19 protein-coding genes are annotated in these 20,856 nt (G+C 65.4%); 4 read left to right on the top strand and 15 right to left on the bottom strand.

Going from position 1 to position 20,856, the window contains the following annotated elements:
• Position 1 precedes the first annotated feature (1 nt).
• Positions 2–703 carry a CDP-alcohol phosphatidyltransferase family protein gene (locus BSF79_RS02940; RefSeq protein ID WP_425443227.1) on the top strand — a complete coding sequence of 234 codons (702 nt, stop codon included), beginning with the start codon at positions 2–4 and terminating at the stop codon, positions 701–703.
• Between the two features lie 119 nt (positions 704–822).
• On the opposite strand, the gene BSF79_RS02945 is transcribed toward BSF79_RS02940, so the two are convergent.
• On the bottom strand, positions 823–1,275 hold the full coding sequence (locus tag BSF79_RS02945) for a methylated-DNA--[protein]-cysteine S-methyltransferase (protein WP_090268129.1): 453 nt from the start codon (positions 1,273–1,275) through the stop codon (positions 823–825).
• A 135-nt stretch (positions 1,276–1,410) separates the two neighbouring features.
• Positions 1,411–4,317 (bottom strand): isoleucine--tRNA ligase, encoded by a 2,907-nt coding sequence (gene ileS, locus BSF79_RS02950; protein ID WP_090268132.1) that lies wholly within the window; start codon positions 4,315–4,317, stop codon positions 1,411–1,413.
• Positions 4,318–4,741: 424 nt separating this feature from the next.
• Here ileS and BSF79_RS02955 point away from each other — a divergent pair, with 424 nt between their 5' ends.
• On the top strand, positions 4,742–5,149 hold the full coding sequence (locus BSF79_RS02955; RefSeq protein WP_090268134.1) for a group III truncated hemoglobin: 408 nt from the start codon (positions 4,742–4,744) through the stop codon (positions 5,147–5,149).
• An 83-nt stretch (positions 5,150–5,232) separates the two neighbouring features.
• On the opposite strand, the gene BSF79_RS02960 is transcribed toward BSF79_RS02955, so the two are convergent.
• From BSF79_RS02960 to BSF79_RS02970, 3 genes are read right to left on the bottom strand one after another with little or no spacing between them, the layout of a single operon-like run.
• A complete protein-coding gene (locus BSF79_RS02960) occupies positions 5,233–6,228 on the bottom strand; it encodes a YcjF family protein (RefSeq protein ID WP_090268136.1) in 996 nt (331 codons plus the stop codon).
• Entirely contained in the window at positions 6,225–6,692 is a 468-nt protein-coding gene (locus tag BSF79_RS02965) for a GNAT family N-acetyltransferase (RefSeq protein WP_139246373.1), read from the bottom strand. Before BSF79_RS02965 ends, BSF79_RS02960 begins: the two co-directional genes overlap by 4 nt.
• On the bottom strand, positions 6,689–8,104 hold the full coding sequence (locus BSF79_RS02970; RefSeq protein ID WP_090268695.1) for a YcjX family GTP-binding protein: 1,416 nt from the start codon (positions 8,102–8,104) through the stop codon (positions 6,689–6,691). Before BSF79_RS02970 ends, BSF79_RS02965 begins: the two co-directional genes overlap by 4 nt.
• 141 nt (positions 8,105–8,245) lie before the next feature.
• Here BSF79_RS02970 and truA point away from each other — a divergent pair, with 141 nt between their 5' ends.
• Complete coding sequence (gene truA, locus BSF79_RS02975; protein WP_090268140.1) at positions 8,246–9,016, top strand: tRNA pseudouridine(38-40) synthase TruA; 771 nt, start codon at positions 8,246–8,248, stop codon at positions 9,014–9,016.
• A gap of 48 nt (positions 9,017–9,064) precedes the next feature.
• Here the strand turns inward: truA and BSF79_RS02980 are convergent, their stop codons facing one another.
• From BSF79_RS02980 to BSF79_RS03010, 7 genes are all read right to left on the bottom strand, one after another.
• The gene (locus BSF79_RS02980; protein ID WP_090268143.1) at positions 9,065–9,829 is read right to left on the bottom strand and encodes a LamB/YcsF family protein; all 765 of its coding nucleotides are present in this window, start codon (positions 9,827–9,829) and stop codon (positions 9,065–9,067) included.
• Between the two features lie 3 nt (positions 9,830–9,832).
• Positions 9,833–10,849 (bottom strand): 5-oxoprolinase subunit C family protein, encoded by a 1,017-nt coding sequence (locus BSF79_RS02985; RefSeq protein ID WP_090268145.1) that lies wholly within the window; start codon positions 10,847–10,849, stop codon positions 9,833–9,835.
• A complete protein-coding gene (locus BSF79_RS02990; RefSeq protein ID WP_090268147.1) occupies positions 10,846–11,583 on the bottom strand; it encodes a 5-oxoprolinase subunit B family protein in 738 nt (245 codons plus the stop codon). The genes BSF79_RS02985 and BSF79_RS02990 overlap by 4 nt, the downstream gene beginning before the upstream one ends.
• Positions 11,576–12,535 carry a hypothetical protein gene (locus tag BSF79_RS02995; protein WP_245776301.1) on the bottom strand — a complete coding sequence of 320 codons (960 nt, stop codon included), beginning with the start codon at positions 12,533–12,535 and terminating at the stop codon, positions 11,576–11,578. Before BSF79_RS02995 ends, BSF79_RS02990 begins: the two co-directional genes overlap by 8 nt.
• The gene (locus tag BSF79_RS03000) at positions 12,496–13,809 is read right to left on the bottom strand and encodes a TRAP transporter large permease (protein ID WP_090268151.1); all 1,314 of its coding nucleotides are present in this window, start codon (positions 13,807–13,809) and stop codon (positions 12,496–12,498) included. The genes BSF79_RS02995 and BSF79_RS03000 overlap by 40 nt, the downstream gene beginning before the upstream one ends.
• Before the next feature lie 3 nt (positions 13,810–13,812).
• The gene (locus BSF79_RS03005) at positions 13,813–14,337 is read right to left on the bottom strand and encodes a TRAP transporter small permease (RefSeq protein ID WP_090268153.1); all 525 of its coding nucleotides are present in this window, start codon (positions 14,335–14,337) and stop codon (positions 13,813–13,815) included.
• Positions 14,338–14,405: 68 nt separating this feature from the next.
• Positions 14,406–15,383, bottom strand: coding sequence for a TRAP transporter substrate-binding protein (locus tag BSF79_RS03010; protein WP_090268156.1), 978 nt, complete (start codon positions 15,381–15,383; stop codon positions 14,406–14,408).
• 202 nt (positions 15,384–15,585) lie between these two features.
• Between BSF79_RS03010 and BSF79_RS03015 the strand changes: the two genes are divergently transcribed.
• The gene (locus BSF79_RS03015) at positions 15,586–16,101 is read left to right on the top strand and encodes a winged helix DNA-binding protein (RefSeq protein ID WP_090268159.1); all 516 of its coding nucleotides are present in this window, start codon (positions 15,586–15,588) and stop codon (positions 16,099–16,101) included.
• Here the strand turns inward: BSF79_RS03015 and BSF79_RS03020 are convergent, their stop codons facing one another.
• The 3 genes from BSF79_RS03020 to BSF79_RS03030 form a co-directional block, all read right to left on the bottom strand.
• The gene (locus BSF79_RS03020; RefSeq protein WP_090268162.1) at positions 16,102–17,358 is read right to left on the bottom strand and encodes an NAD(P)/FAD-dependent oxidoreductase; all 1,257 of its coding nucleotides are present in this window, start codon (positions 17,356–17,358) and stop codon (positions 16,102–16,104) included.
• 321 nt (positions 17,359–17,679) lie between these two features.
• The gene (locus BSF79_RS03025) at positions 17,680–18,735 is read right to left on the bottom strand and encodes a serine protease (RefSeq protein ID WP_175545242.1); all 1,056 of its coding nucleotides are present in this window, start codon (positions 18,733–18,735) and stop codon (positions 17,680–17,682) included.
• A gap of 50 nt (positions 18,736–18,785) precedes the next feature.
• Positions 18,786–20,819 carry a caspase family protein gene (locus tag BSF79_RS03030; protein ID WP_175545243.1) on the bottom strand — a complete coding sequence of 678 codons (2,034 nt, stop codon included), beginning with the start codon at positions 20,817–20,819 and terminating at the stop codon, positions 18,786–18,788.
• Positions 20,820–20,856: the final 37 nt, after the last annotated feature.

A 20,856-nucleotide genomic window follows, 5' to 3' on the forward strand; every position in this document is an offset into this window, starting at 1 on the left:
GATGGCAATCACAAATGAATTCAAGGCGTTATCCGTCCACCTGCTGACTGCAACGGGTGCAATTTTCGCCATGCTGGCGATGCTGGCGGCGGTCGACGGCAAATGGAGCCTGATGTTTGTGTGGCTGGTTGTGGCCTTTGCGGTGGACGGGATCGACGGGCCTCTGGCGCGGCGATACCACGTCAAACACTATGCCGCGCAGTTCGATGGCGTGCTGCTGGATCTGATCATCGACTATCTGACCTATGTCTTCATCCCGGCCTTTGCGCTGTTCAAATCGGGCCTTCTGCCGGGCTGGACCGGATGGCTTGCGATCTTTGTCATCACCTTTGCCAGCGCCATGTATTTCGCCGATACCCGCATGAAAACAAAGGACAATTCATTTTCCGGCTTTCCCGGATGCTGGAACATGCTGATCATTGTGATGTTCGCGCTGGAGCCGAATTTCTGGGTCATTCTGGCGCTGGTGGCGGTTCTGGCGGTGGGCATGTTCATGCCGTTGAAATTCATCCATCCGGTACGGACCGAGCGCTGGCGGGCGATATCGCTGCCGATCGCCTTGGCCTGGACCTTTTTTGCGGGCTGGGCGGCGTGGGTGGATTTCCACCCCGAAAGCTGGGCGCATTGGGGGTTGGTGGTGACATCGGTCTATCTTTTGTTCGCAGGCATCGCGCAGCAGGTTATTCCAGCGCGCGGCACGTAAACCGGGGGCTTTGACGGGGTTTTACGCCCGGCACATTGTGTGCACCCCCTGTGCACCCCCCGTACACCGGGCAGGTGCACCAGCCGCGCACGGCGCAGCGTTAACTCTTGCACTGGCGATCAGATCAGCAGCCCGCCTGCCCCTTCGTGTTTCAGCAGCCAGACCTTGGTTTCCACCCCGCCCGCGCCCGAGAAGCCACCAAGGCCGCTGGCCCCAAGCACGCGGTGGCATGGGATGATCACCGGGATCGGATTGCCGCCACAGGCCTGCCCGACCGCCTGCGCCGGGGCCCCCAGATCGCGGGCGATCTGGCCGTAGGTCCGGGTATCCCCAAACGGAATGGCGGCGATCGCGGCGCAGACCTGTTGCTGAAAGGCCGAGCCGTTGACGCTGAGCGGCAGGTCAAAGGTGCGCAGGGTTCCGGCGAAATAGGCGGTGATCTGTCGGGCGGCCTCGGTCAGCAATGGGGTTTGATCGCTGCCCCCCTGTTCCCATGTCACATGGGTGATCGCCCCGTCGGTTTCGGTCAGGGTGAGCGGGCCGGTGGGGGTATCAACGGTCAGGTGAGGCATGACAGGATCATGCCCCGGAAACGTGACCGTGGAAAGGGGGCGGTGGTTCGGATATCGGGATGCAGAACGGGGGGCGGATCGGGCATGGTCTTGGCCCGGTCTTTGCCCCCCGTGCAGGGCGAGGTTTACCCCGCCTTATGACAGCGCCGCGTCACAACGGCCGCAGACGCCTGCGTGGCTGTGGTGGCCGACATCGGGCAGGATTTTCCAGCAGCGCTGGCATTTCTCGCCGGTTGCCTGTTCGAACACTACGCCGATGCCGGGGACTTCGGGCAGGCGGAAGGCCTCGGACGGGGCCGGGTCGGCGGTCAGGGCGATGGCGGAGGTGATGCAGACATCCATGAAGGGCACGGATTTCAGCGTCGCCAGCATGGTCGCGTCTTCGACGTGCACCACGGGGGCCGCTTCGAGCGAGGCGCCGATCACCTTGTCGGTGCGCTGAATTTCCAGCGCGGCGGTGACGGCGCGGCGCGCGGTGCGGACCTGTGCCCATTTCGCCGCCAGATCGGCATTCAGCCAATCCGCCGGGGTTTCGGGGATGTCTTGCAGGTGCACCGAGCTGTCGGCACCGGGGAAGCGCTCCAACCAGACCTCTTCCATCGTGAAGACCAGCACCGGGGCAAGCCAGGTGGTCAGGCGGTGGAACAGGATATCAAGCACGGTGCGGGCGGCGCGGCGGGTGGCCGTGTCGCCGTCGCAATAAAGCGCGTCCTTGCGGATGTCGAAGTAGAAGGCGCTGAGGTCAACCGTCGCGAAGGTGAAGACCGCAGAGAACACGCCTTGGAAGTCAAAGCTGGCATAGCCATCGCGGACTTTCTGGTCGAGTTCGGCGAGACGGTGCAGCACCCACTGTTCCAGCTCGGGCATGTCGGCGGGCGCGACCCGGTCTGCCTCGGAGAATTGCGCCAGCGAGCCGAGCATGAAGCGCATGGTGTTGCGCAGGCGACGGTAGCTGTCGGCGGTGCCTTTGAGGATCTCTGGCCCGATGCGCTGATCGCTGGTGTAATCGGCCTGCGCCACCCAGAGCCGCAGGATATCGGCGCCATATTGCTTGATGATGGTTTCAGGCACGATGGTGTTGCCAAGCGATTTGGACATTTTATTGCCCTTCGCGTCCAGCGTGAAGCCGTGCGTGACCACGTTGCGGTAAGGCGCGCGGCCGATGGTGCCGCAGGCCTGAAGCATCGAGGAGTGGAACCAGCCGCGGTGCTGATCCGTGCCCTCCATATAGACATCGGCGATGCCGTCTGCGGCGCCGTCTTCGCGGTCGCGCAGCACGAAGGCATGGGTCGAGCCGGAGTCGAACCACACATCCAAGATGTCGAAGACCTGAGTATAGTCATCGGGGTTGACGATCCCGTCGAGGAAGCGCGCCTTTGCGCCCTCTTTGTACCAGGCATCGGCGCCCTCGGCCTCGAACGCCGCGAGGATGCGGGCGTTGACGGCTTCGTTGCGCAGCAGGAAGTCGGGGTCGGTCGGCAGCGCGCCCACTTTGGTGAAGCAGGTCAGCGGCACACCCCAAGCGCGTTGGCGCGACAGCACCCAGTCGGGGCGCTGTTCGATCATCGAATAGAGCCGGTTGCGCCCGGTTTGCGGCGTCCATTTCACCAGCTGGTCGATCGAGGTCAGGGCACGCTGGCGGATCGTGGTGCCATAGGTGTCGTGCCCGTCACCGACGGGGCGGTCGATGGCGGCGAACCATTGCGGCGTGTTGCGGAAGATCACCGGCGCCTTGGAGCGCCAGCTGTGCGGATAGGAGTGTTTGACCTGCCCGCGCGCGATGATGCCGCCCGCCTCAACCAGTTTGGCGATGACGGTGGTGTTGGCTTTGCCCTCTTTGCCCTTGTGGTCAAAGACTTTGAGGCCAGCAAAGAACGGCACATGCGGCAGGAATTCGGATTCCTCGCCGACATTGTGGGTCATCCGGTCCATCCATCCGCGCTTTTCAAAGGCGGTGAAGTCGTCGGCGCCGTGGGAGGGGGCAGTGTGCACAAAGCCGGTGCCTGCGTCGTCGGTGACGTGGTCGCCGTCGATCATCGGCACGTCGTAGTCCCAGAAGCCGTTGGCGCCCTCAAGGCCCGCGAAGGGGTGCTTGAGGATCATGCCGTCGAGGTCGGATGCGGCCACGTCGCTGATACGGGTGAACTTGGTGGCGCGGGATTTGGTCAGCGCCTCGGCGGCCAGCGTATCGGCGAACAGATACAGATCGCCGGGCTTGGTCCAGCTTTCCTCTTCGGTCTCGTCCACGCGGTAGAGGCCATAGGCGATGGTCGAGTTATAGGCGACCGCCTTGTTCGAGGGGATGGTCCAAGGCGTTGTGGTCCAGATCACGACGCGGGCATCTTGCAGGGCCTCGGGCGCGGATTTGCAGGCGAAGGGCACCCAGATCGTGTGGCTCTTGTGATCGTGGTATTCGATCTCGGCCTCGGCCAGCGCGGTCTTTTCGACCGGCGACCACATCACGGGTTTGGAACCCTGATAAAGCGTGCCGGTCATCAGGAATTTCTGGAACTCCTCGGCGATCACACGCTCGGCGTGGAAATCCATCGTCAGATAAGGCTGATCCCAGTTGCCGGTCACGCCAAGGCGCTTGAATTCCTCGCGCTGGATATCGACCCAGCCAGCGGCGAAATTGCGGCATTCCTGACGGAAATCGACGATCGGCACCTCGTCCTTGTTCTTGCCCTTGGCGCGGTATTGCTCTTCGATCTTCCATTCGATCGGAAGCCCGTGACAATCCCAGCCGGGGATATAGCGCGCGTCGCGGCCCATCATCTGATGGCTGCGCACGATCATGTCCTTGATGGTCTTGTTCAGCGCGTGGCCGATGTGCAGGTGGCCGTTGGCATAGGGGGGGCCGTCGTGCAGGGTGAAGGGCGTGCGGTCCTCGGTCAGCGCCTTGGCGCGCAGGCGGCCGTAGATGTCCATCTCGGACCAGCGGGACAGCCATTCGGGTTCACGTTTCGGCAGGCCCGCCCGCATCGGGAAATCGGTTTGCGGCAGGTTCAGCGTGGTTTTGTAGTCGGGGGTCTCGGCGCACATCGGGGGCGTCCTTCGGTGATCGGATTATTCTGGGGAAATGAGGGCGGCGCAGTGGTCACGCGCCTTGTCCCGGCGGCTCGAATTTATCAGAGCGCCGGGCATGTAATTCGGGTGATGATCGCGATCAGATGCGTCATGGGGTGCGTTATAGGATGCTGCGCGGGGGGCGTCCAGTGGGCGGTGCCGCAAACAGGCGGATGGGCTGACAGTGGCGTGGGCGCGCGCGGGCTGGCGATGTGTTTTGCCCCGCGCGAACGCCTGAGGGGCGAAGCGCCAAGCGCACGGAGTGCTTATGCAGCGCGCCGCCAGGCGCACAATTTGGTCAGACGGCCTTGGTGGGCAGGTCGGCGTCGCGGCGCTTTGGCCACTTTATTCCGCGGTCGGGGGGGCGTAGACAGCAGCCAAGGCCACAGGAGGCACGGATATGGCACCACTTCCCCCGAAGTTCGACATCACCCCGGAGGAGATCAACCGGGTGGTTGCCGTGTTTTACGAAGCGATCCGGCATCATCCCGGGTTGGGCCCCGTGTTTGCGCGCCATGTAGATGACTGGCCCTCGCATGAGGACAAGGTCGCCGGGTTCTGGCGCAATGCGATTTTGCACGAGCGCAGTTATGACGGGAATCCGATGCAGGCGCACCGCGAGGCGGGGGATGTAAGGCCGGGGATGTTTTCAGTCTGGCTGGCGCTGTTTGATCACGTGTTGCAGCGCGAGCTGCGGCCCGCGCAGGCGGCGGCGTGGTCAGAGTTGGCGCATCGGATCGGGCGATCGTTGCGCGCGGGCGTGGTGGAAAAGATGGCTGGGCCGGACGGGGTGCCACGGCTGCGCTGAGGTTGGGGGCGCTGCCCCCGAGTTTGAAAATCTTTGATTTTCAAACCCTCCCCCGGAGTATTTTGCTCAGAAAGAAGCCGAGATCACGTTCGGCCGAAGAGGCCGGTCAGGGCGCGGCTGACCAGGGCCGAGACCGAGGGGCGGCGTTTGCGCGAGAACGGCAGCGGGCGGCAGACCTCGATCGCCGCCACGCCGACGCGGGCGGTGAGGGCGCCGTTGACCACGCCTTCGCCGAAGCGGCGCGAGAGTTTCGACAGCAGGCCACCGCCAGCCAGGGTTCCGATCATATCATCGCCCATGGCCACGGCGCCGGTGGCGACAAGGTGGGTCATCACTGCGCGGGTCAGGCGCCAGCTGCCCAGTGTGCCCGAGCGGCCGCCGTAGAGTTCGGCCACGCGGCGGATCATCCGCAGGTTCGAGGTGAGGGCGGCGGCGACATCGGCCAGCGCCAGCGGCACGAGGGCGGTAACCAAGGCGACCTGCCGGGCGGCGGCTTCGACCTCGGCCAGGGCGGCGGTGTCGATCGGGCTGAGCAGTTCAGCCTCGGCCAGGTCCAGCAGGGCGGAGGCATCGAACTGTTCGTCCTTACGCTCGGCAAAGCGGGCGCGGGCCCAGTCCAGTTCGGGGCGGTTGGCGTAGAGGGTTGTGAGCCGCGTGGTGACCTCGCGCGCTTTGGGCAGGCTGTTTTCGGCCAGCGCTTCCTCGGCGCGTTTGTGCAGCTTGTCCATCCGCGACAGGCGCGAAAACGCGGCCAGTTCGCGCAGGACCACAACGGTCAGCACCAGCAGCAGGGCAATGCTGATTGCGCCCACGGCATAGCCCAGCAGCGGGATGCGGTTGATCAGGTTGATGACGAAATCCCACGCCGCGACCGAGATCATGGCGCCAAGCAGAGACAGCGCCAGCCCCCAGCCCCACCGTGCCAATCTTGAGGGCCCGCGCGCGGCCAGCGTGACCGCCTTTTGCATCGCCGTCGGGCCTGCTGCGGGCAGGCCAACGTCGGGAACCGGCGGGGCCTGATCCGGGCCGGGGGCGGCGGGGGTGTTTTCTAGGTCGATCAGGATCGGGCCTTGGGTCATGCTGCTGCCTTTGCTTGCCAGACCAGATGCAGGTCCGGCAGGTTTTCATCGTTGCCCATCCCGGTGCCAAAGCGGGCCACATCAAAGCCGTGCGCGGCATAAAAGGCGCGCGCCGGGGCGTTGTCTTGCAGGGTCCACAGCTCTAGCCAGTCGCCGGTTGGTATTGCGCTTTTGGCGTGGCGCAACAGGGCGCTGCCGTGGCCGCGCCGCTGCGCGCGGGGGTGGACGTAAAGCGCGTGCACCCGTGCGCCGTCGCGGGCCAGAAACCCGGCGGGGCCGGTGTCGTCGAAGCTGATCCAGACCCAGCGGCGCAGGATGATCCGCGCCATCAGGACAATGTCGGCGCGTCGCGGGCGCGCAACAATGGGCTGAGCGGGCGCGGTCTGATCCGGGGCGCGGGTATGGGCCCACAGGATCGCCAGCAGCGCGGGCATATGGCGCAACCGGGCGCGGGTTGGGGTCACAGCTTGTCTCCGATCAGGAACTGCGCCGCGCGGTCCAGCCGGATATGCGGCGGGCCTTCGCCGGGTTTCAGCACCAGCGGCGCGGGCGCGAAGTTCATCACCGCATAGTCGCCATCCAGCCACTTCTGCGCACCAGAACGGGCGGGGGACAGCAGGCGCGCGGGGTCCTCGGGCAATTCGCCGGGATAGAATGCCGCCCGTTTGCCGCTGTCCAGAAGTGTGCCGCGGACGCAATCCAACGTCTTGCCGTCGTGGTCCAGCGTTTCCTCGACCGTGGCGCGCAGGGATGCGATGGCCAGCGCCTGGGTGTGGGCCCCGGCGAAATCGGCGCGGTCGCGCGCCTCGCGGGTCAGCGCCTCCATGATCGCGCTCAGGCGGGTGTGCTGGGTGTGGTGCAGGTGGTCGGCCTTGGTGGCGGCGAACAGGATGCGCTCCACCCGGTGGCCCATCAGCAAGCGGCTGAGGAAGGCGTTGCGGCCGGGGCGGAACGCGCTGAGGATATCAGCCATGGCGCGGCGCATATCCTCGACCGCTTCAGGCCCCGAATGGATTGCGCCCAGGGCATCAACCAGCACCACCTGCCGGTCGATCCGCGCGAAATGATCACGGAAGAAGGGTTTGACGACGCGGGATTTATACGCCTCGAACCGCCGCTCCATCTCGCGGTGAAGCGAGCCACGCCTGGACGCGCCAAGAAGCGGCACCGGTGCGAAGGTCAGCACCGGGCTGCCCGCCAGATCGCCCGGCAGCAGGAACCGCCCCGGCGTGCAGTCGGAAAACCCCGCCTTGCGCGCGTCATTCAGATAGGCGGTGAAGCGTTTGGCCAGATCCTGCGCCAGCGGCTCGTCAAATGCGGCGGCGGGATCGGCGGCGCGGGCGCGCTCCATGAAGCCCTGCGCACAGGCGCGTTTGTCGATCCGCGCCAGCACATCAGTCGACCATTGGTCATAGGTTTTGTCCAGCAGGCCCAGATCCAGCAGCCATTCGCCGGGATAATCGACAATATCCAGATGCACCGTGCGCGGCCCTTGCAGACCCGACAAAAGGCCCGTGGGCCGCACCCGCAGCGACAGGCGCAGTTCGGAAATCGTGCGAGTGCTGTCCGGCCAATGCGGCGCAGGCGCAGTCAGGGCGGCCAAGTGGGTTTCAAAGTCGAACCGCGCAATCGTGTCGTCGGGCTGCGGTTGCAGATAGGCCGCGGAAATCCGGCCATCAGCGGCGGCCACCAGTTGTGGCATCCGGCCCCGGTCCATCAGATTGGCGATCAACGAGGTAATGAACACCGTCTTGCCCGATCGCGCCAGCCCGGTCACCCCCAGCCGGATCACCGGCTCAAAAAACGTCTCGGAAAGTGTGTCGCCGACTGCTTCGACCTGTCGGGTCAGACTGTCGGCAATTGCGGAAATGACCAAAACTGCGCCTTTCGCTGAAATCTCTGTGTTCAACATAAGCGCAAGCTGCGCTGCAAAAAACCTTTCGCTGCTTCTTTCTGAAATAAATACTCAAAAACCCGGCGTCTTCCCCCGCGCTGTGTTTTGCGATATGCGGCGCGCATGCCCAGATATGCTCTTCAAATCGAATACCATGGCGCGCCCTTTGTGGGGTGGCAGCGGCAGACTGATCTGGCGTCGGTGCAGGGCGCGGTCGAGGCCGCATTGGCCCGGCTGGAGCCCGGCCCGCACACCATCGCCGCTGCCGGGCGGACGGATGCGGGGGTGCATGCCTTGGGTCAGGTGGCGCATTGCGATCTGAGCCGCGAATGGGAGCCGTTCCGGCTGTCCGAGGCGCTGAACTATCACCTCAAGCCGCTGCCGGTCGCGGTGCGCGCCTGCACGCGCGTGGCCGATGACTGGCACGCGCGGTTTTCCGCGACCGAGCGGCGCTATGTCTTTCGGTTGCTGATGCGGCGGGCCCCGGCGACGCATGATGCCGGGTTGGTCTGGCAGGTGCCACGGCAGCTGGACCCCGAATTGATGCGACAGGCGGCGACGCATCTGGTCGGACGGCATGATTTCACCACCTTCCGCTCGAAGATCTGTCAGGCCGCCAGCCCGGTCAAGACGCTGGATGAGTTGCGGATCACCGAGGTCGAAAGCTGGTCCGGGCCTGAGATGCGGTTTCATCTGCGGGCGCGGTCCTTTCTGCACAATCAGGTGCGCAGTTTCGTTGGCACGCTGGAGCGCGTCGGCGCGGGCGCGATGTCGCCCGATCAGGTGCGGGGTGCGCTGGAAGCGCGGGACCGCGCCCAGTGCGGTCCGGTCTGCCCGCCGCAGGGGCTGTATCTGGCCAGTGTTGGCTATCCCGAGGATCCGTTCGCGGGCTGAGGCGGTGGAGCCTCCGGCGGGGATATTTGGAACATGTGAAAGCCGGGGTCAGGTGCCGAAGGCACGGACGGTGACGCCTGCGGCCTCTAGGGCGGCGCGGGTGGACTGGGCGATATCGACCGCTTCGGGGGTGTCGCCATGCAGGCAGATCGTGTCGATTTTCGTCGGGATACGCTTGCCGCTTTCGGTGATGATCGCGCCTTCCTGCACCATTTGGGCGATGCGCGGACCAGCGAGGGCGGCGTCGTGGATCACCGCGCCGGGCAGGGAACGGTCGACCAGCGTGGCATCGTCATTATAGGCGCGATCGGCGAAAATCTCGCCGACCCAAGCGCAGTTGAGCGCTTCGGCGGCGCGTTGCTGGGCGGTGGCGGCGAGGGTCATGATGATGATATCGGGGGCGACTGAGAGGGCGGCCTCGTAGCAGGCTTTGGCCAGCCCCTCGTCCTCGGCGGCCATATTCGCCAGCGCGCCGTGGAGTTTGAGGTGGCGGACCTGCCCGCCTGCGGCGCGGGCCATCGCTTGGGCTGCGCCGACCTGATAGCGAACCTGATTGGCGAGGGTCGCCGCGGGGATATTCATCCGGTAGCGGCCGAAGCCTTGCAGGTCGTGAAAGCCTGGGTGTGCGCCGATGCCGACACCGTTTTGCACCGCCGCCATCATCGTTGCCATCATCACATCGGGGTCGCCCGCGTGAAAACCGCAGGCGATATTGGCCGAGGTGATGACCTCGAGCAGGGCCGCGTCATTGCCCATTTTCCACGGGCCAAAGCTTTCGCCCATATCGGCGTTCAGATCGACGGTCAGGGTCATGGCTTAGTCTCCTTCGTGGTGGGCGGAAATGGCACCGTCCACCAATTGGTAGGACAGCAGGTCGGGGATGTCATGCGGCGCGCGCACCAAGGGGCGGGTGCGGGATTTCAGCCCGGCCAGCATGGCGCGGTAGCGGCGCAGGGCATCGAGCGCAGTCTCTTGCGTGACAAACTGAAAGCGCAGCTTGGTGCCCGGTCCGGCCTGGGCCACGCGGGGCAGATCGGGGGCGATCACCGTGCCGATGCGGGGATAGCCGCCGGTGGTCTGGCATTCGTTGAGCAGCACGAAGGGGGTGCCTTCGCCGGTCATCTGGATATCGCCGGGCACGATGATTTCGGACAGGATGTTGAGCTGGCCCTGCGCCGCGAAGGGCGCGCCGGGTTGCAGCATCCGCACGCCCATGCGGTTGGCGCGGGTGTCGCGGGTAAATTCCGCCGCCTCGAACCGGGCGCGTTCGGCGGGGGGGAACAGCTCTGTCTGCATCGAGGGCACGATGCGCAGGGCGCCGCCGGTCAGGCGCGGTTCCGGGTCCAGCGTCAGCCCGGTGGTTTTGCCGCGGTCCGGCCCGATTGGCAGGTCATCACCCGTGACACAGGCGCGTCCGACGCCCGCGGCGAGATGCACCGAGCGCGAGCCGAGCAGCGGCGGCGTGGCGAGACCGCCGCCGAGGTGAAGGTAGCCATAAACCCCCTGCCCCGCCGCGCCGATCACCAGACGCGCGCCGCGCGGCATGAGGTGGCTGGCATTCCAGCGCAGCGGCGCGCCGTCGAGCGTGGCCATCATGGGCGCGCCGGTCAGGGCGATACGGGTGTCTTGATCGGCGGTGAATTCGCCGCCGACCCCGGCCATTTCCAGCGCGGCCAGTTCGGCGGATTGGCCCAGCAGCGCGGCCCCTTCGGCCAGTGCGATCGGGTCAGCGGCGCCGGAGCGCGACAGGCCTTGGCCAAGGTAGCCGGGGCGGCCCGCGTCCTGCACGGTCAGCGACGGCCCGGCGCGGTGGATCGTGAGGCTGCGGGTCATGCGATTGCCTCGATCCGGGCGCCGCCGTTGGTGGTTTGGGCATTGCGGATGTTGTGCAATTCTTCGGGGGTGATTGCGGTGAAGCTGAGTTCGTCGCCGGGGCGCAGGGCGAAGGGATCGGGCGCCTCGGGGCGGAAGCAACGGAACGCGGTCTGACCGATATGGCGCCAGCCGGTGGGCGTCGCGTTGGAGAAGATGATCAACTGGCGGATTGCCACCACCAGCGCGCCCTGCGGCACGCTTGGGGTCAGGGTTTTCAAGCGCGGAATATCCCATTCCGGGCCAAGCTGGCCGGTATAGGGCTGGCCGGGGGCAAAGCCGATGGTCAGCACGCGCGGGCGGGCAGCGGTCAGGCTGTGCAGGGCCTCAGCCTCGGTGAGGCCCGCGGCCTGTGCGGCCTCGGAGAATTGCGGCGCGAGGTCGGTGCCAAAGACGCACGGGATGCGGAAGTGGCGGCGGCCAGTGGGCAGCGGCGCGGCGTACCAGTCCTGTGCCGTGATCAGCGATGTTAACCGTTTGGTCAGGTCATCATGCGTCAAATGCAGGGGATCGAATCGCAGGAAGGCCGAGGTGAGCGAGGTCGAGCTTTCCTCGACCCCGTCCCAACCGGCGCTGTCGATTGCCGCGCGAAACGCCAGCGCGGCGCGGTTGGCGGGTTCCGACAGGGTATCGGCAAAGCTGATGGCGATGCCGGACAGGCCAACGGGGGCGATGCGGGGAAAGGCGTCAGTCATGGGCATAGAGGCGTTTGAGAAGGATGGGCGTAAGATACATGGGCACCTGATAGCAGCCAATGAAGATCAGTAAAGGGTCAGTGGTGGCCGCAGGCAGCGCCACGAGGAACAGCGCCATGTTGCGGTTGCCCGCAACGATGGCGGGGCCGACGGGATCGGGGTGGCCAAGGCGACGCAGGATCATGAAGGCGCTGATTTGCAGGCCGAAATTGGTGGCGAAGGCGGCCAGCATCCAGCGCGCGACCAGCGCGGGGTCGGTGTGCAGCGCCGGACCGAGGGCCGACATCAGCCCGATGACGATGACGGCCAAGGCAAGGCTGGTCAGCCCATCGACGGTGCGGGTGGCCTTAGGCGTCAGGGTGCGAAAGGCGGCATGGCGCAGGGCAAAGCCGGTGGCCGAGGCCAGCGCGATGACGCCAAGCAGCCGCGCGGCGGCGGTCAGCACGGCGCGCGGGTCGCCCATGCTGGGCGAAAGCCACAAGATCGGCAGCACGGTCAGCGGTAAGAGCGCGGTGCCGAGGATCAGCAGCCGCAGCGCCGGGGCCGGATCATGGCCCAGCATCAGGGCAAAACTGGGGGAGCCAGAGATGGAACAGGACGAGAGCACCAGCAGCAGCGCAAAGCCGAAGGGGGTCTGCGCCACGCCAAGCGCGGTCATCAGCGCCAGACCGGCCAGCGGCAGCGCCAGCTGGAAGGCAAGCACCAGCCAGAGAGTCCAGCGGGCCTGCGCCATCGAACCTATCGCCTGTTGCGGGCCGATACGGAAGGCGGTCAGGAACAGCAGCACCGCCACGATCTGCGGCAGCCAAGGCCGCAAGGCCCCGGCCAGCGCGGGCAGCAACAACCCCGCCAGCAGCCCCGCGATCAGCGTGGCACGCCCGTGGCGGGCGAAGAAATGCAGCGGATTCATCGCTAACCGCCCGGCCCCCGGCGGATGTTGTCCGGCAGCCATGTTGCCAGCTCGGGGAAGGCGATCAAGACGAAGACCATCAGCACCATGATCAGGAACATCGGGAAGGCCGCGCGGGCGATGAAGCCCATTTCATGCTCGGTCATGCCTTGCAGCACAAAGAGGTTGAAACCGATCGGCGGCGTGATCTGCGCCATTTCCACCACCACGACGATGAAGATGCCGAACCAGATCAGGTCAATGCCCGCCTCGCGGATCATCGGTTCGACCACGGCCATGGTCAGCACCACCGACGAAATGCCATCAAGGAACATACCAAGGATGATGTAGAACACCAAAAGCGCCATCAGAAGTTGGAATTTGCTGAGGTTCCAACTGCTGATCAGGTCGGCCAGCCCGCGCGGCAGGCCGGTGAAGCCCATGCTGAGCGACAGGAAGGCCGCGCCTGCAAGGATCAGCGCGATCATCGCGCTGGTGCGGGTGGCGCCCATCAGCGAGGCGGTGAAGGTCGACCAGCTGAGCGAGCCTTGCGAGGCGGCGAGCGCCAGACTGCCGAGGACGCCGAAGGCGGCGGCCTCGGTCGCGGTGGCAAAGCCGAGGTACATCGAGCCGATCACCAGCATGATCAGCAACATCACCGGGATCAGGAAGCGGGAGTTGGCGATCTTCTGCGCGAAGCTGAGTTTGGGTTCAGGGGTCGGCGCCCAGTCACGCGCCCGGCGCGACATGATGGCGACATAGGTCATGAACATTGCAGCCAGCACGATGCCCGGCACGATGCCGGCGAAGAACAGTTTGGAAATGCTTTCGTTTATGGTGACGCCGTAAACGATCAGGGTCAGCGAGGGCGGGATCATCAGGCCCAGCGTGGCGGCACCGGCCAGCGTGCCGATGATCATTTTCTCGGGGTAATTGCGCCTGCGCAGTTCCGGGATCGACATCTTGCCCACGGTGGTCAGCGTCGCGGCGGAGGAGCCGGAGACGGCGGCAAACACCGTGCAGCCGACGATATTGGTGTGTACCAACCCGCCCGGAAGCGGCGCCATCCATGGGGCAAGGCCGCGAAACATGTCCTCGGAAAGCCGGGTTCGATAGAGGATTTCGCCCATCCAGATGAACAGCGGCAGCGCGGTCAGGGTCCAGCTTGACGACGCGGTCCAGATCACGGTCATCATCACATCGCCAACGGGGCGGGTGGTAAACAGCTCCATCCCGACCCAGGCGACGCCCATCAGCGCCAGCCCGACCCAGACGCCAGAGCCAAGCAGCACGAAGAGGACAAACAGGAACAGCACGATGATTGAGAGGTCTTCCATGGCCTATTCCCCGTGGCTTTGGTCGACCAGATCACGGACGACGCGGTTTTTGCCAGTCACGATCAGGTGGATCAGGTTATCGGTCAGGGCAACGGCCAGAATGGCGGCGCCGATCAGCATCAAAGATTGCGGCATCCACAGCAGGGTGCGATCCTGACCTTGGCTTATATCTTTGAACTTGTAGGAGAAATTCACGAAGCGCCAAGCGTAGTAGGTGAAATACCACGCCACCGCGCTGCCAATGACAAAGCACCAGATATCAAGCGCGCGCCCGGCACGGGGGCCAAGAGAATTCAGCAGGATCGAGACGCGGATATGGCTGCCGTGGTTAAGCGCGCTGGCGAAGGCCAGGAACGAGGCGGCGGCCATGGCATAGCCCGCGTATTCCGGGGCGCCGGGGAACACCTCGCCAGTCCATCGGGCCAGCATTTGCAGCACGATCAGCGTCAGAATGGCAATCAGGCAAAGCGCGGCGGCAACGCCCGAGACCCGGTACAGCCCGTCAAGCAGGGCACGCAAAGCGGCCATGGCGGAACCTCCTGTCGGATGAGAAAGGATGGGATGGGCGGGGGCCGGTGTGGCCCCCGCGCGCCGGATTAGTCGGCTTTGAAGGCGTCAACGATCGCCTGGCCTTCGGCGCCGGCAGAGGCCAGCCAATCAGCGGTCATGGTTTCGCCGATCACCTGCAATTCAGCCTTGAGCGTGTCAGAGGCGGGGGCGACGGTCATGCCGCCATCGGCGAGGCCCTTCATGGTGAAATCGGTATATTGCTTGGAGCGCCACACGCCGGTGTATTCCGCCAGATTGGCGCAGGCAGAGATCACCGACTTGCTGGCATCGGGGGTGGCTTTCCACACGTCCGAGTTCACGAAGACGTAGTTATGCGGCAGCCAGGCGTCGACCTCGTAGAAATAGTTCAGGCTTTCCCAGACCTTACGGTCATAGCCGGTGGCGCCGGAGGAAACCATGGATTCAGCCACGCCGGTGGCGAAGGCTTGGGAAATCTCGGCGGCTTCGATCTGCACCGGCAGCATGCCGGTCAGTTCGGCCAGACGCGCGGTGGCAGAGTTGTAGGACCGGAACTTGACGCCCTTCATGTCGGCCACGGACGTAACTTCGTTCTTGAAATACAGCCCCTGCGGCGGCCATGGCACGGCATAAAGCAGGGTCAGGTTCTGCTCGCCCAGGATTTTCTCCAGCGTGGGTTTGGCAGCGGCATAGAGCTTTTCGGAATCGTCAAACGAGGTGGCAAGGAAGGGCACGGAATCGAAACCGAAGATCGGGTTTTCGTTCTGGTGCGCCGACAGCAGGCGTTCACCGATCTGGACCTGCCCGGTCTGCACCGCGCGTTTGATATCATTGCCCGCAATCAGCGAGCCGGAGGGATGGGTGGTAATTTCGATCTCGCCGCCGGTGCCGGTGGTGACGCATTTGGCGAATTCGGCCCCCACGGCGGAGTGGAAGTTCGAGGCGGAATAGGCCATCGGCATATCCCATTTTTCGCCCGCAACGGCAGGCAGGGCGGTGGCGGCAGTCAGTGCGGTGGCGGCCAGAAGGCTGGTCAGTTTGGTCATTGAGGAAAGCTCCCATGTTGAAAGAGTGATCGGCTGTTGCGCCTTGTTGCCCCTGAAAAATGGTTCGGCTTCGGGGAGAGCCTGAAAGATCGTACCGCGCCAAAGCGGGCGAGGTCGCGATTCTGTGATCAGTATAGGCGCAGGGCGCTGCGGTTCGTCAACAAAATGTTGACAAATTGTCAGCGTCCGGCACTCTGTGCTTATGTCTGATGCAAAAATTGGCCCGATCGTTTCGTCCTCGCACCTCGCGGAAGGTTCCTTCCCCGAGATTTCGGAATTTGAGTTCGGCCTGATCATCGCGGGCAATGCGTTTCACCGCTGGGTGGCGCGGGCGATGGCGGCGACCGGGTATCCCGAGTTGTCCTCGTTGGATGTGCTGGTGTTGCATTCAGTGTATCATCGCGGGCGGCCCAAGACGCTGGCGGATCTGTGTCTGGTGATGAATATCGAAGACACCCACACGGTGAATTACGCGATCAAGAAGCTGATCAAATCCGGGCTGGTCAAGGACGGGCGGCGCGGCAAGGAAAAGACGGTCGAGGCGACCGAGGCCGGAGTTGCCGCCTGTCTGCGCTACCGCGAGATCCGCGAGAGCCTGCTGTTGGAGGCGGTGCATGAACTGGGGTTCGAGCCAGAGCAGATCAGCAAGCTGTCCACCCTGCTGCGACTGATGTCTGGGCAGTATGATCAGGCCGCACGGTCCGCCACGGCGCTGTGATCAGCGCGCGGCGAAGCGGGCAGGATCATAGGGCGCCATATCAACGTTGGGCACGCGGCCACTGATCATCTGCGCCAGCAAACGGCCGGTTTTCGGCCCGCCGGTCAGCCCGACGTGGTGGTGACCGAAGCCCATATAGGCGCCTTCCAGCCCCGGCACGGCGCCGATCAGCGGGATTGAATCGCTGGTCGCGGGGCGGTGACCCATCCATTCGGTGGCGTGATCCCATGTCAGCCCCGGCATTGCAGTGCGGATATTGCGCATCAGCAGTTCGAACGGCGGGCGCGAGGGCGCGGCCTTGAGCCCGCCGAATTCGACGACTCCGGCCAGCCGCAGCCGCCCCTCCATGGGGGTCACCACGAATTTGCCAGAGGTGATCATCATCGGCCCGCGCGGCATGACCGACGGGTTCCACAGCTCGATATGATAGCCGCGTTCGCTTTCGAGCGGCACGTTGAGGCCGAGTTTGGCCGCCAGTGGCCCGGACCACACGCCGGTGGTGATCACGGCAGCATCGCAGGCAATGGTTTCGCCGCCCGCGCGCACCCCGGTCACACGGCCATTGTCGCGCACGAGGTCGCTGACCTCGGCCTGGATCAGCTGCCCGCCGTTGGCGACCACATGAGCGGCCAGATCTTTGACATATTGGCCCGGATCGCTGATGCGGCCATGGTTTTTCAGCCGCGCGGCAAACGACAGGGCGGGGTCAAAGGCCGGGTCATAGGCTGCCACTTCGGGGCCGTCGAGTTCGTCCCAGGTGAAGCCGTTGGCGCGGCGGATGGACCAGCCGAAGCTGTCTTTTTCAAATGCGGCACGAGAGGGATAGAGGAAGGTGTAGTCCGAGGGCACCAGCCATTTTTCTGCGCCGGTGCCCGCGGCCAGCGCCTGATGATCGGCCAGACTGTCGCCGACGATCGGCGTCAGGGCGGCGGCGATCCGGCGGGTATCGGCGGCATTGGCGTGGCGCAGATATTTCACCAGCCACGGCAGCAGCCGCGGCAGGTAGCGCCATTTCAGGAACAGCGGCTGGTTCTGGTCCAGCAGCATCCCCGGCGCTTTGCCCAGCAGGCCGGGAGACGTGACCGGCACGATCGCGCAAGAGGCCAGCACGCCACCATTGCCATAGGACGTGCCCTCGGCCGGGCCAGCCTTGTCGATCAGGATCACCCGGTGCCCGTCGCGTTGCAACCACAGCGCAGTGGCCACACCGTTGATACCGGCGCCGATGATGGCAATGGTCTTGGCTGTCTCGTGCATGGGGGGCCTCTGGCAAATCATCTGTGACCGGCGCAGCTTAGCCGGAATTGCGGCGGGGGGAAGCCCCGACGGAGGGCACGCGGTGACGCATGCGATCCTGAGCGTCGCCGCAGGGTCGGAACGGGGCGCGGCGATGAAATGATCATCGGATTGCGCGGAGATGCCGCGGCCGAAGCGGTGCATCGGCATATTGGCCGCAGGCAATCGTCGCCGCCATGGGGGCCGATCCGTCGACACGGGTCGCATTTCGACTTTTCGGTCCATGTCAGTGCCCCGCGCCGAAGGGTCCGGCGCGGGGCGTTGGGCAGGCGCAGGCCTGTCTTAGTTCGCGCTGATCGTCTGGTTCAGCCAAGGCAGGAAGTTGGACACTTTGGTATAGGCCGAGAAGATCGCGTTTTCGGCGCAGGTCTTGTTCGGTCCCGCCGACAGGCCCCAGCTGACGACGCCCGCCTGCACATAGCTGCCGTCATCGAGCGGCACCACCAGCGGCCCGCCGCTGTCGCCCTGGCACGAGGTCTTGCCACCCTCGAACGAGCCCGAGCACAGCATGTTTTCCGTCAGCGGCAGCGGCGCGCGCTTGACCAGCTCAACCCAGGCGTCCTGTGCATCCTGACGGCTGAGGCCGAAGGTCGAGGCGGCGGCACCAAAGCTCTGGGCGGCGGATTTGGCCCGCGCCTCCATGATGGCACCGTTGCACATCTCGCGCGACATCATCTGGATCTCGGCCTGATACATGTCAGAGGGGTGTTCGCCGCCATTCACCAGCCCCCAGCCGGTGACCACCGTGGGCACACCCGCCTGATCCAGCACATTGCCGAAATCCGCATCCGGCACCTTGATCGGGCGGACCGGGACATTCGGACGGCGCGCGAGTTTCAGCAGCGCCACATCGCCATCCCAACCCTGCGGGTTATAGCCGGGATTGCGGAACACGCCCGCAACGGGGATGTTGTCGCCCTTGCCCGGCGCGATGGTATTGGTGCCCACAAGCACGGTCAGCTGGCGCGGATCGAGGTCGAAATAGCTGCCATCCTTGTCCTGCATATGCACGCAATGCGCCGCCGTCAGCACCCAGGTGTCCAGGATCAGCGAGCCGCCGCAGAAATGCGCGTCTGGCGTCACCGGCTGGCCTGCGATCATCAGCCCGACCTGCCACGGCCAAGCCCCCGGCGCCGCCAGTTCGCCGCCGATCACGCGCGAGCCGCTGCCGTCCTTGGTCATTTCCTGCGTGCGCTCGGCCTTTTTGTGGCTTTCGGCAAAGGCGAAGGGCGAGGATTGCGTCGGGTCGGCGGGCGGCGCGGAAAACTCCTGCGCCGTGGCGGTGCTGGCCAGAAGCGCCGTGCCCAAGGCCAGTCCTTTGATACTGAGAAACGTCATATTCATGTCCTTTCGGTGTATGATTGTTTAAATACTTGTTGGCATCTGCCTTATGTCCCGCCGTGCAGGCTGATCCTGTGGCGGGTGATTTCAAGCGCGGGAATCGCGCCGGAAAAGCTGAAATTTCTGCTGGATTCGTCGGGTGTCAGCGCCGCGCCCAACCATCCGCTGAGGGCATCGCCCGAGGTCAGGTCACGGGCGGTTTCGGGGTCGGCCAGCGCCGTCAGAACCGTGCGCGGCGCGCCATCGCGGGCGGGCACCGACAGCACGATGATCTCTTCTGCGCCGCGGCGCTGCGACGGGTTCTGGATCAGCATCCCCACCTCCTGCGCCTCGCCAAAGGCGATGCGGTTCGACAGGCCCGGCGCGGGCCAGATCGGGGTGATGTGAAACGCGCGGTCCACATACAGGACAGTCACGTCGCGCGCCGTGCTGGAGCCATTCGACAGCGTCAGCCAGATCTGATCGCAATGGCCTGCGGTGATCGGCGCGGTGATGGGGGTGGGGTCGGTCTGCGGATCGGCGCATGCGTCGCCTTCAGAGGTGCCGCGCAGCCACGCCAGATCCTGCTTCAGCCCGGCGCCCGGCATGGCGAAGGCCAGGCCACCGCCGCCCTCGGCCAAGGCAAGCGCCGCGCGCAGCCGCGTTACCCGCGCCGCGCGGTCCAGAAAGGCCGCCAGATCCTCGCCCTGAACCAGCCGCGGGCTGGTGCCCGGCCCGTCTGCATCCAGCACCCCATCGCGTGCGGTCAATGCCAGCGTGCCGTCGACCAGATAGGGCAGCATGTCATAGTCGGGCGCGTTCAGCGTGACGCCCTCGGGGGCGTCCATCGCGGCCAGCCCGGTCAGGATCGCGGCATAGTCGTGCCCATCCGCCGCATCGGCCCGCACCGGCACCGCCAGCCGCACGGGCGCGGGCAGGCCGGGGCGCAGCAGCGCGGCATAGCCTTTGGGCGGCAGCATGTCGGCGCTTTGCATCGCGGCGCTGTCCGGGGTCAAGTGGTGCAGCGTGGCGCGGGCCACGGGGGCCTCGGCCAGCAGGCTGTCAAACACCGCCACCTCAGCGCCTTCGTTCAGCCCGGCCAGCAGCCCCGCCGCCAAGGTGCCCGCCGCGAAGCCATAGCGCCGTGCGGGCCGCGCCTGACCAAAGACCGCCGCCTGCATCAGCGTGCCTTCGCCATCGGGGGTCTGTGCCGCCGGGCCGCTGCGCGCCATCCTATCACTGGCGGCCTGAAGCGCCTGCGCCCAGCTGAGGCTGGATTCCTGCGCCAGAACGCCCATCAGCGCGCGGGTGAAATCGCCGTACCAGTTGGCCGGATCGCTCGCATCGCCCAGCGGATATTCGAACGAGCGCTGGTCGGATTGCGAGGAGTAGAGGAACACGAAATCACCGTGCAGAGGCTCGGCCAGATGGGTCGCTGCGCCCTCGGCCGGGGTGATGCCCGGAGTGCCCGGCGTGTCGGGCAGGCCCAGTTGTGCCGGGCTGACATAGCGCGCGACGCCCCGCCCAAGGGCGCGGAACCCGGTGGCGGAATGGCAGGCATCCAGCACCGCCACCACCTGCGCGCCGCGATCCAGAATCGCCTGCATCAGCGGGGCAAGTTCATCATCGACAATGGCGTTTTCGACCCTGCCAATCGCGCCTTTCCAGCCCGAGGCATCGGTCGGCAGCAGAATTTCGTCATACCCGCCCGCCTCGTCGCCATTGAGATCAGGCGCCTGCGCGCCGTGGCCGGAATAGTAGAAGAATACCGTGTCGCCCGGCCCGGCCAGCTGCGCCATCCGGCCCAGTTCGGACAGGATCGCGGCGCGGGTGGGGGCCGCGTGCACTGTCACGCCTTGGGGCGCGCGTGCATCGGGGGCGGCCAGCAGGCGGATGTGATCAGCGGCCACGCCGCGCGCCAGCAGCGTTTCGGCCACCAGCCCGACATCATTGGCCGGGCCGCGCAGATCGGCCTCGAGCACCTGATAATCGGACACGCCCACCAGCACAGCATGGGTCGCCGCGCGCGCGGCGCCGGTCAGCGAAAGGCCCAATATCAGCCCGCTGAGGCAAAGGGAAAAAGGAAAAACTGTGTGCGACATGAGAAAATGATTAACCGTGAAAGTCGTTCGATCAAGC

The sequence above is a fragment of the Thalassovita taeanensis genome, assembly GCF_900110775.1.
Lineage (GTDB): Bacteria > Pseudomonadota > Alphaproteobacteria > Rhodobacterales > Rhodobacteraceae > Litorimicrobium > Litorimicrobium taeanense.

Bases quoted from the DNA above. Each gene is read 5' to 3' on its own strand.
- truA (WP_090268140.1), top strand. From the start codon at position 8,246: ATGCCCAGATATGCTCTTCAAATCGAATACCATGGCGCGCCCTTTGTG.
- BSF79_RS02940 (WP_425443227.1), top strand. From the start codon at position 2: ATGGCAATCACAAATGAATTCAAGGCGTTATCCGTCCACCTGCTGACT.
- BSF79_RS03025 (WP_175545242.1), bottom strand. From the start codon at position 18,735: ATGACGTTTCTCAGTATCAAAGGACTGGCCTTGGGCACGGCGCTTCTG.
- BSF79_RS02985 (WP_090268145.1), bottom strand. From the start codon at position 10,849: ATGACCCGCAGCCTCACGATCCACCGCGCCGGGCCGTCGCTGACCGTG.
- BSF79_RS03010 (WP_090268156.1), bottom strand. From the start codon at position 15,383: ATGACCAAACTGACCAGCCTTCTGGCCGCCACCGCACTGACTGCCGCC.
- BSF79_RS03030 (WP_175545243.1), bottom strand. From the start codon at position 20,819: ATGTCGCACACAGTTTTTCCTTTTTCCCTTTGCCTCAGCGGGCTGATA.
- BSF79_RS02955 (WP_090268134.1), top strand. From the start codon at position 4,742: ATGGCACCACTTCCCCCGAAGTTCGACATCACCCCGGAGGAGATCAAC.
- BSF79_RS02960 (WP_090268136.1), bottom strand. From the start codon at position 6,228: ATGACCCAAGGCCCGATCCTGATCGACCTAGAAAACACCCCCGCCGCC.
- BSF79_RS03015 (WP_090268159.1), top strand. From the start codon at position 15,586: ATGTCTGATGCAAAAATTGGCCCGATCGTTTCGTCCTCGCACCTCGCG.
- BSF79_RS02995 (WP_245776301.1), bottom strand. From the start codon at position 12,535: ATGGCTGCCGGACAACATCCGCCGGGGGCCGGGCGGTTAGCGATGAAT.
- BSF79_RS02980 (WP_090268143.1), bottom strand. From the start codon at position 9,829: ATGACCCTGACCGTCGATCTGAACGCCGATATGGGCGAAAGCTTTGGC.
- BSF79_RS03005 (WP_090268153.1), bottom strand. From the start codon at position 14,337: ATGGCCGCTTTGCGTGCCCTGCTTGACGGGCTGTACCGGGTCTCGGGC.
- BSF79_RS03000 (WP_090268151.1), bottom strand. From the start codon at position 13,809: ATGGAAGACCTCTCAATCATCGTGCTGTTCCTGTTTGTCCTCTTCGTG.
- BSF79_RS03020 (WP_090268162.1), bottom strand. From the start codon at position 17,358: ATGCACGAGACAGCCAAGACCATTGCCATCATCGGCGCCGGTATCAAC.
- BSF79_RS02990 (WP_090268147.1), bottom strand. From the start codon at position 11,583: ATGACTGACGCCTTTCCCCGCATCGCCCCCGTTGGCCTGTCCGGCATC.
- ileS (WP_090268132.1), bottom strand. From the start codon at position 4,317: ATGTGCGCCGAGACCCCCGACTACAAAACCACGCTGAACCTGCCGCAA.
- BSF79_RS02945 (WP_090268129.1), bottom strand. From the start codon at position 1,275: ATGCCTCACCTGACCGTTGATACCCCCACCGGCCCGCTCACCCTGACC.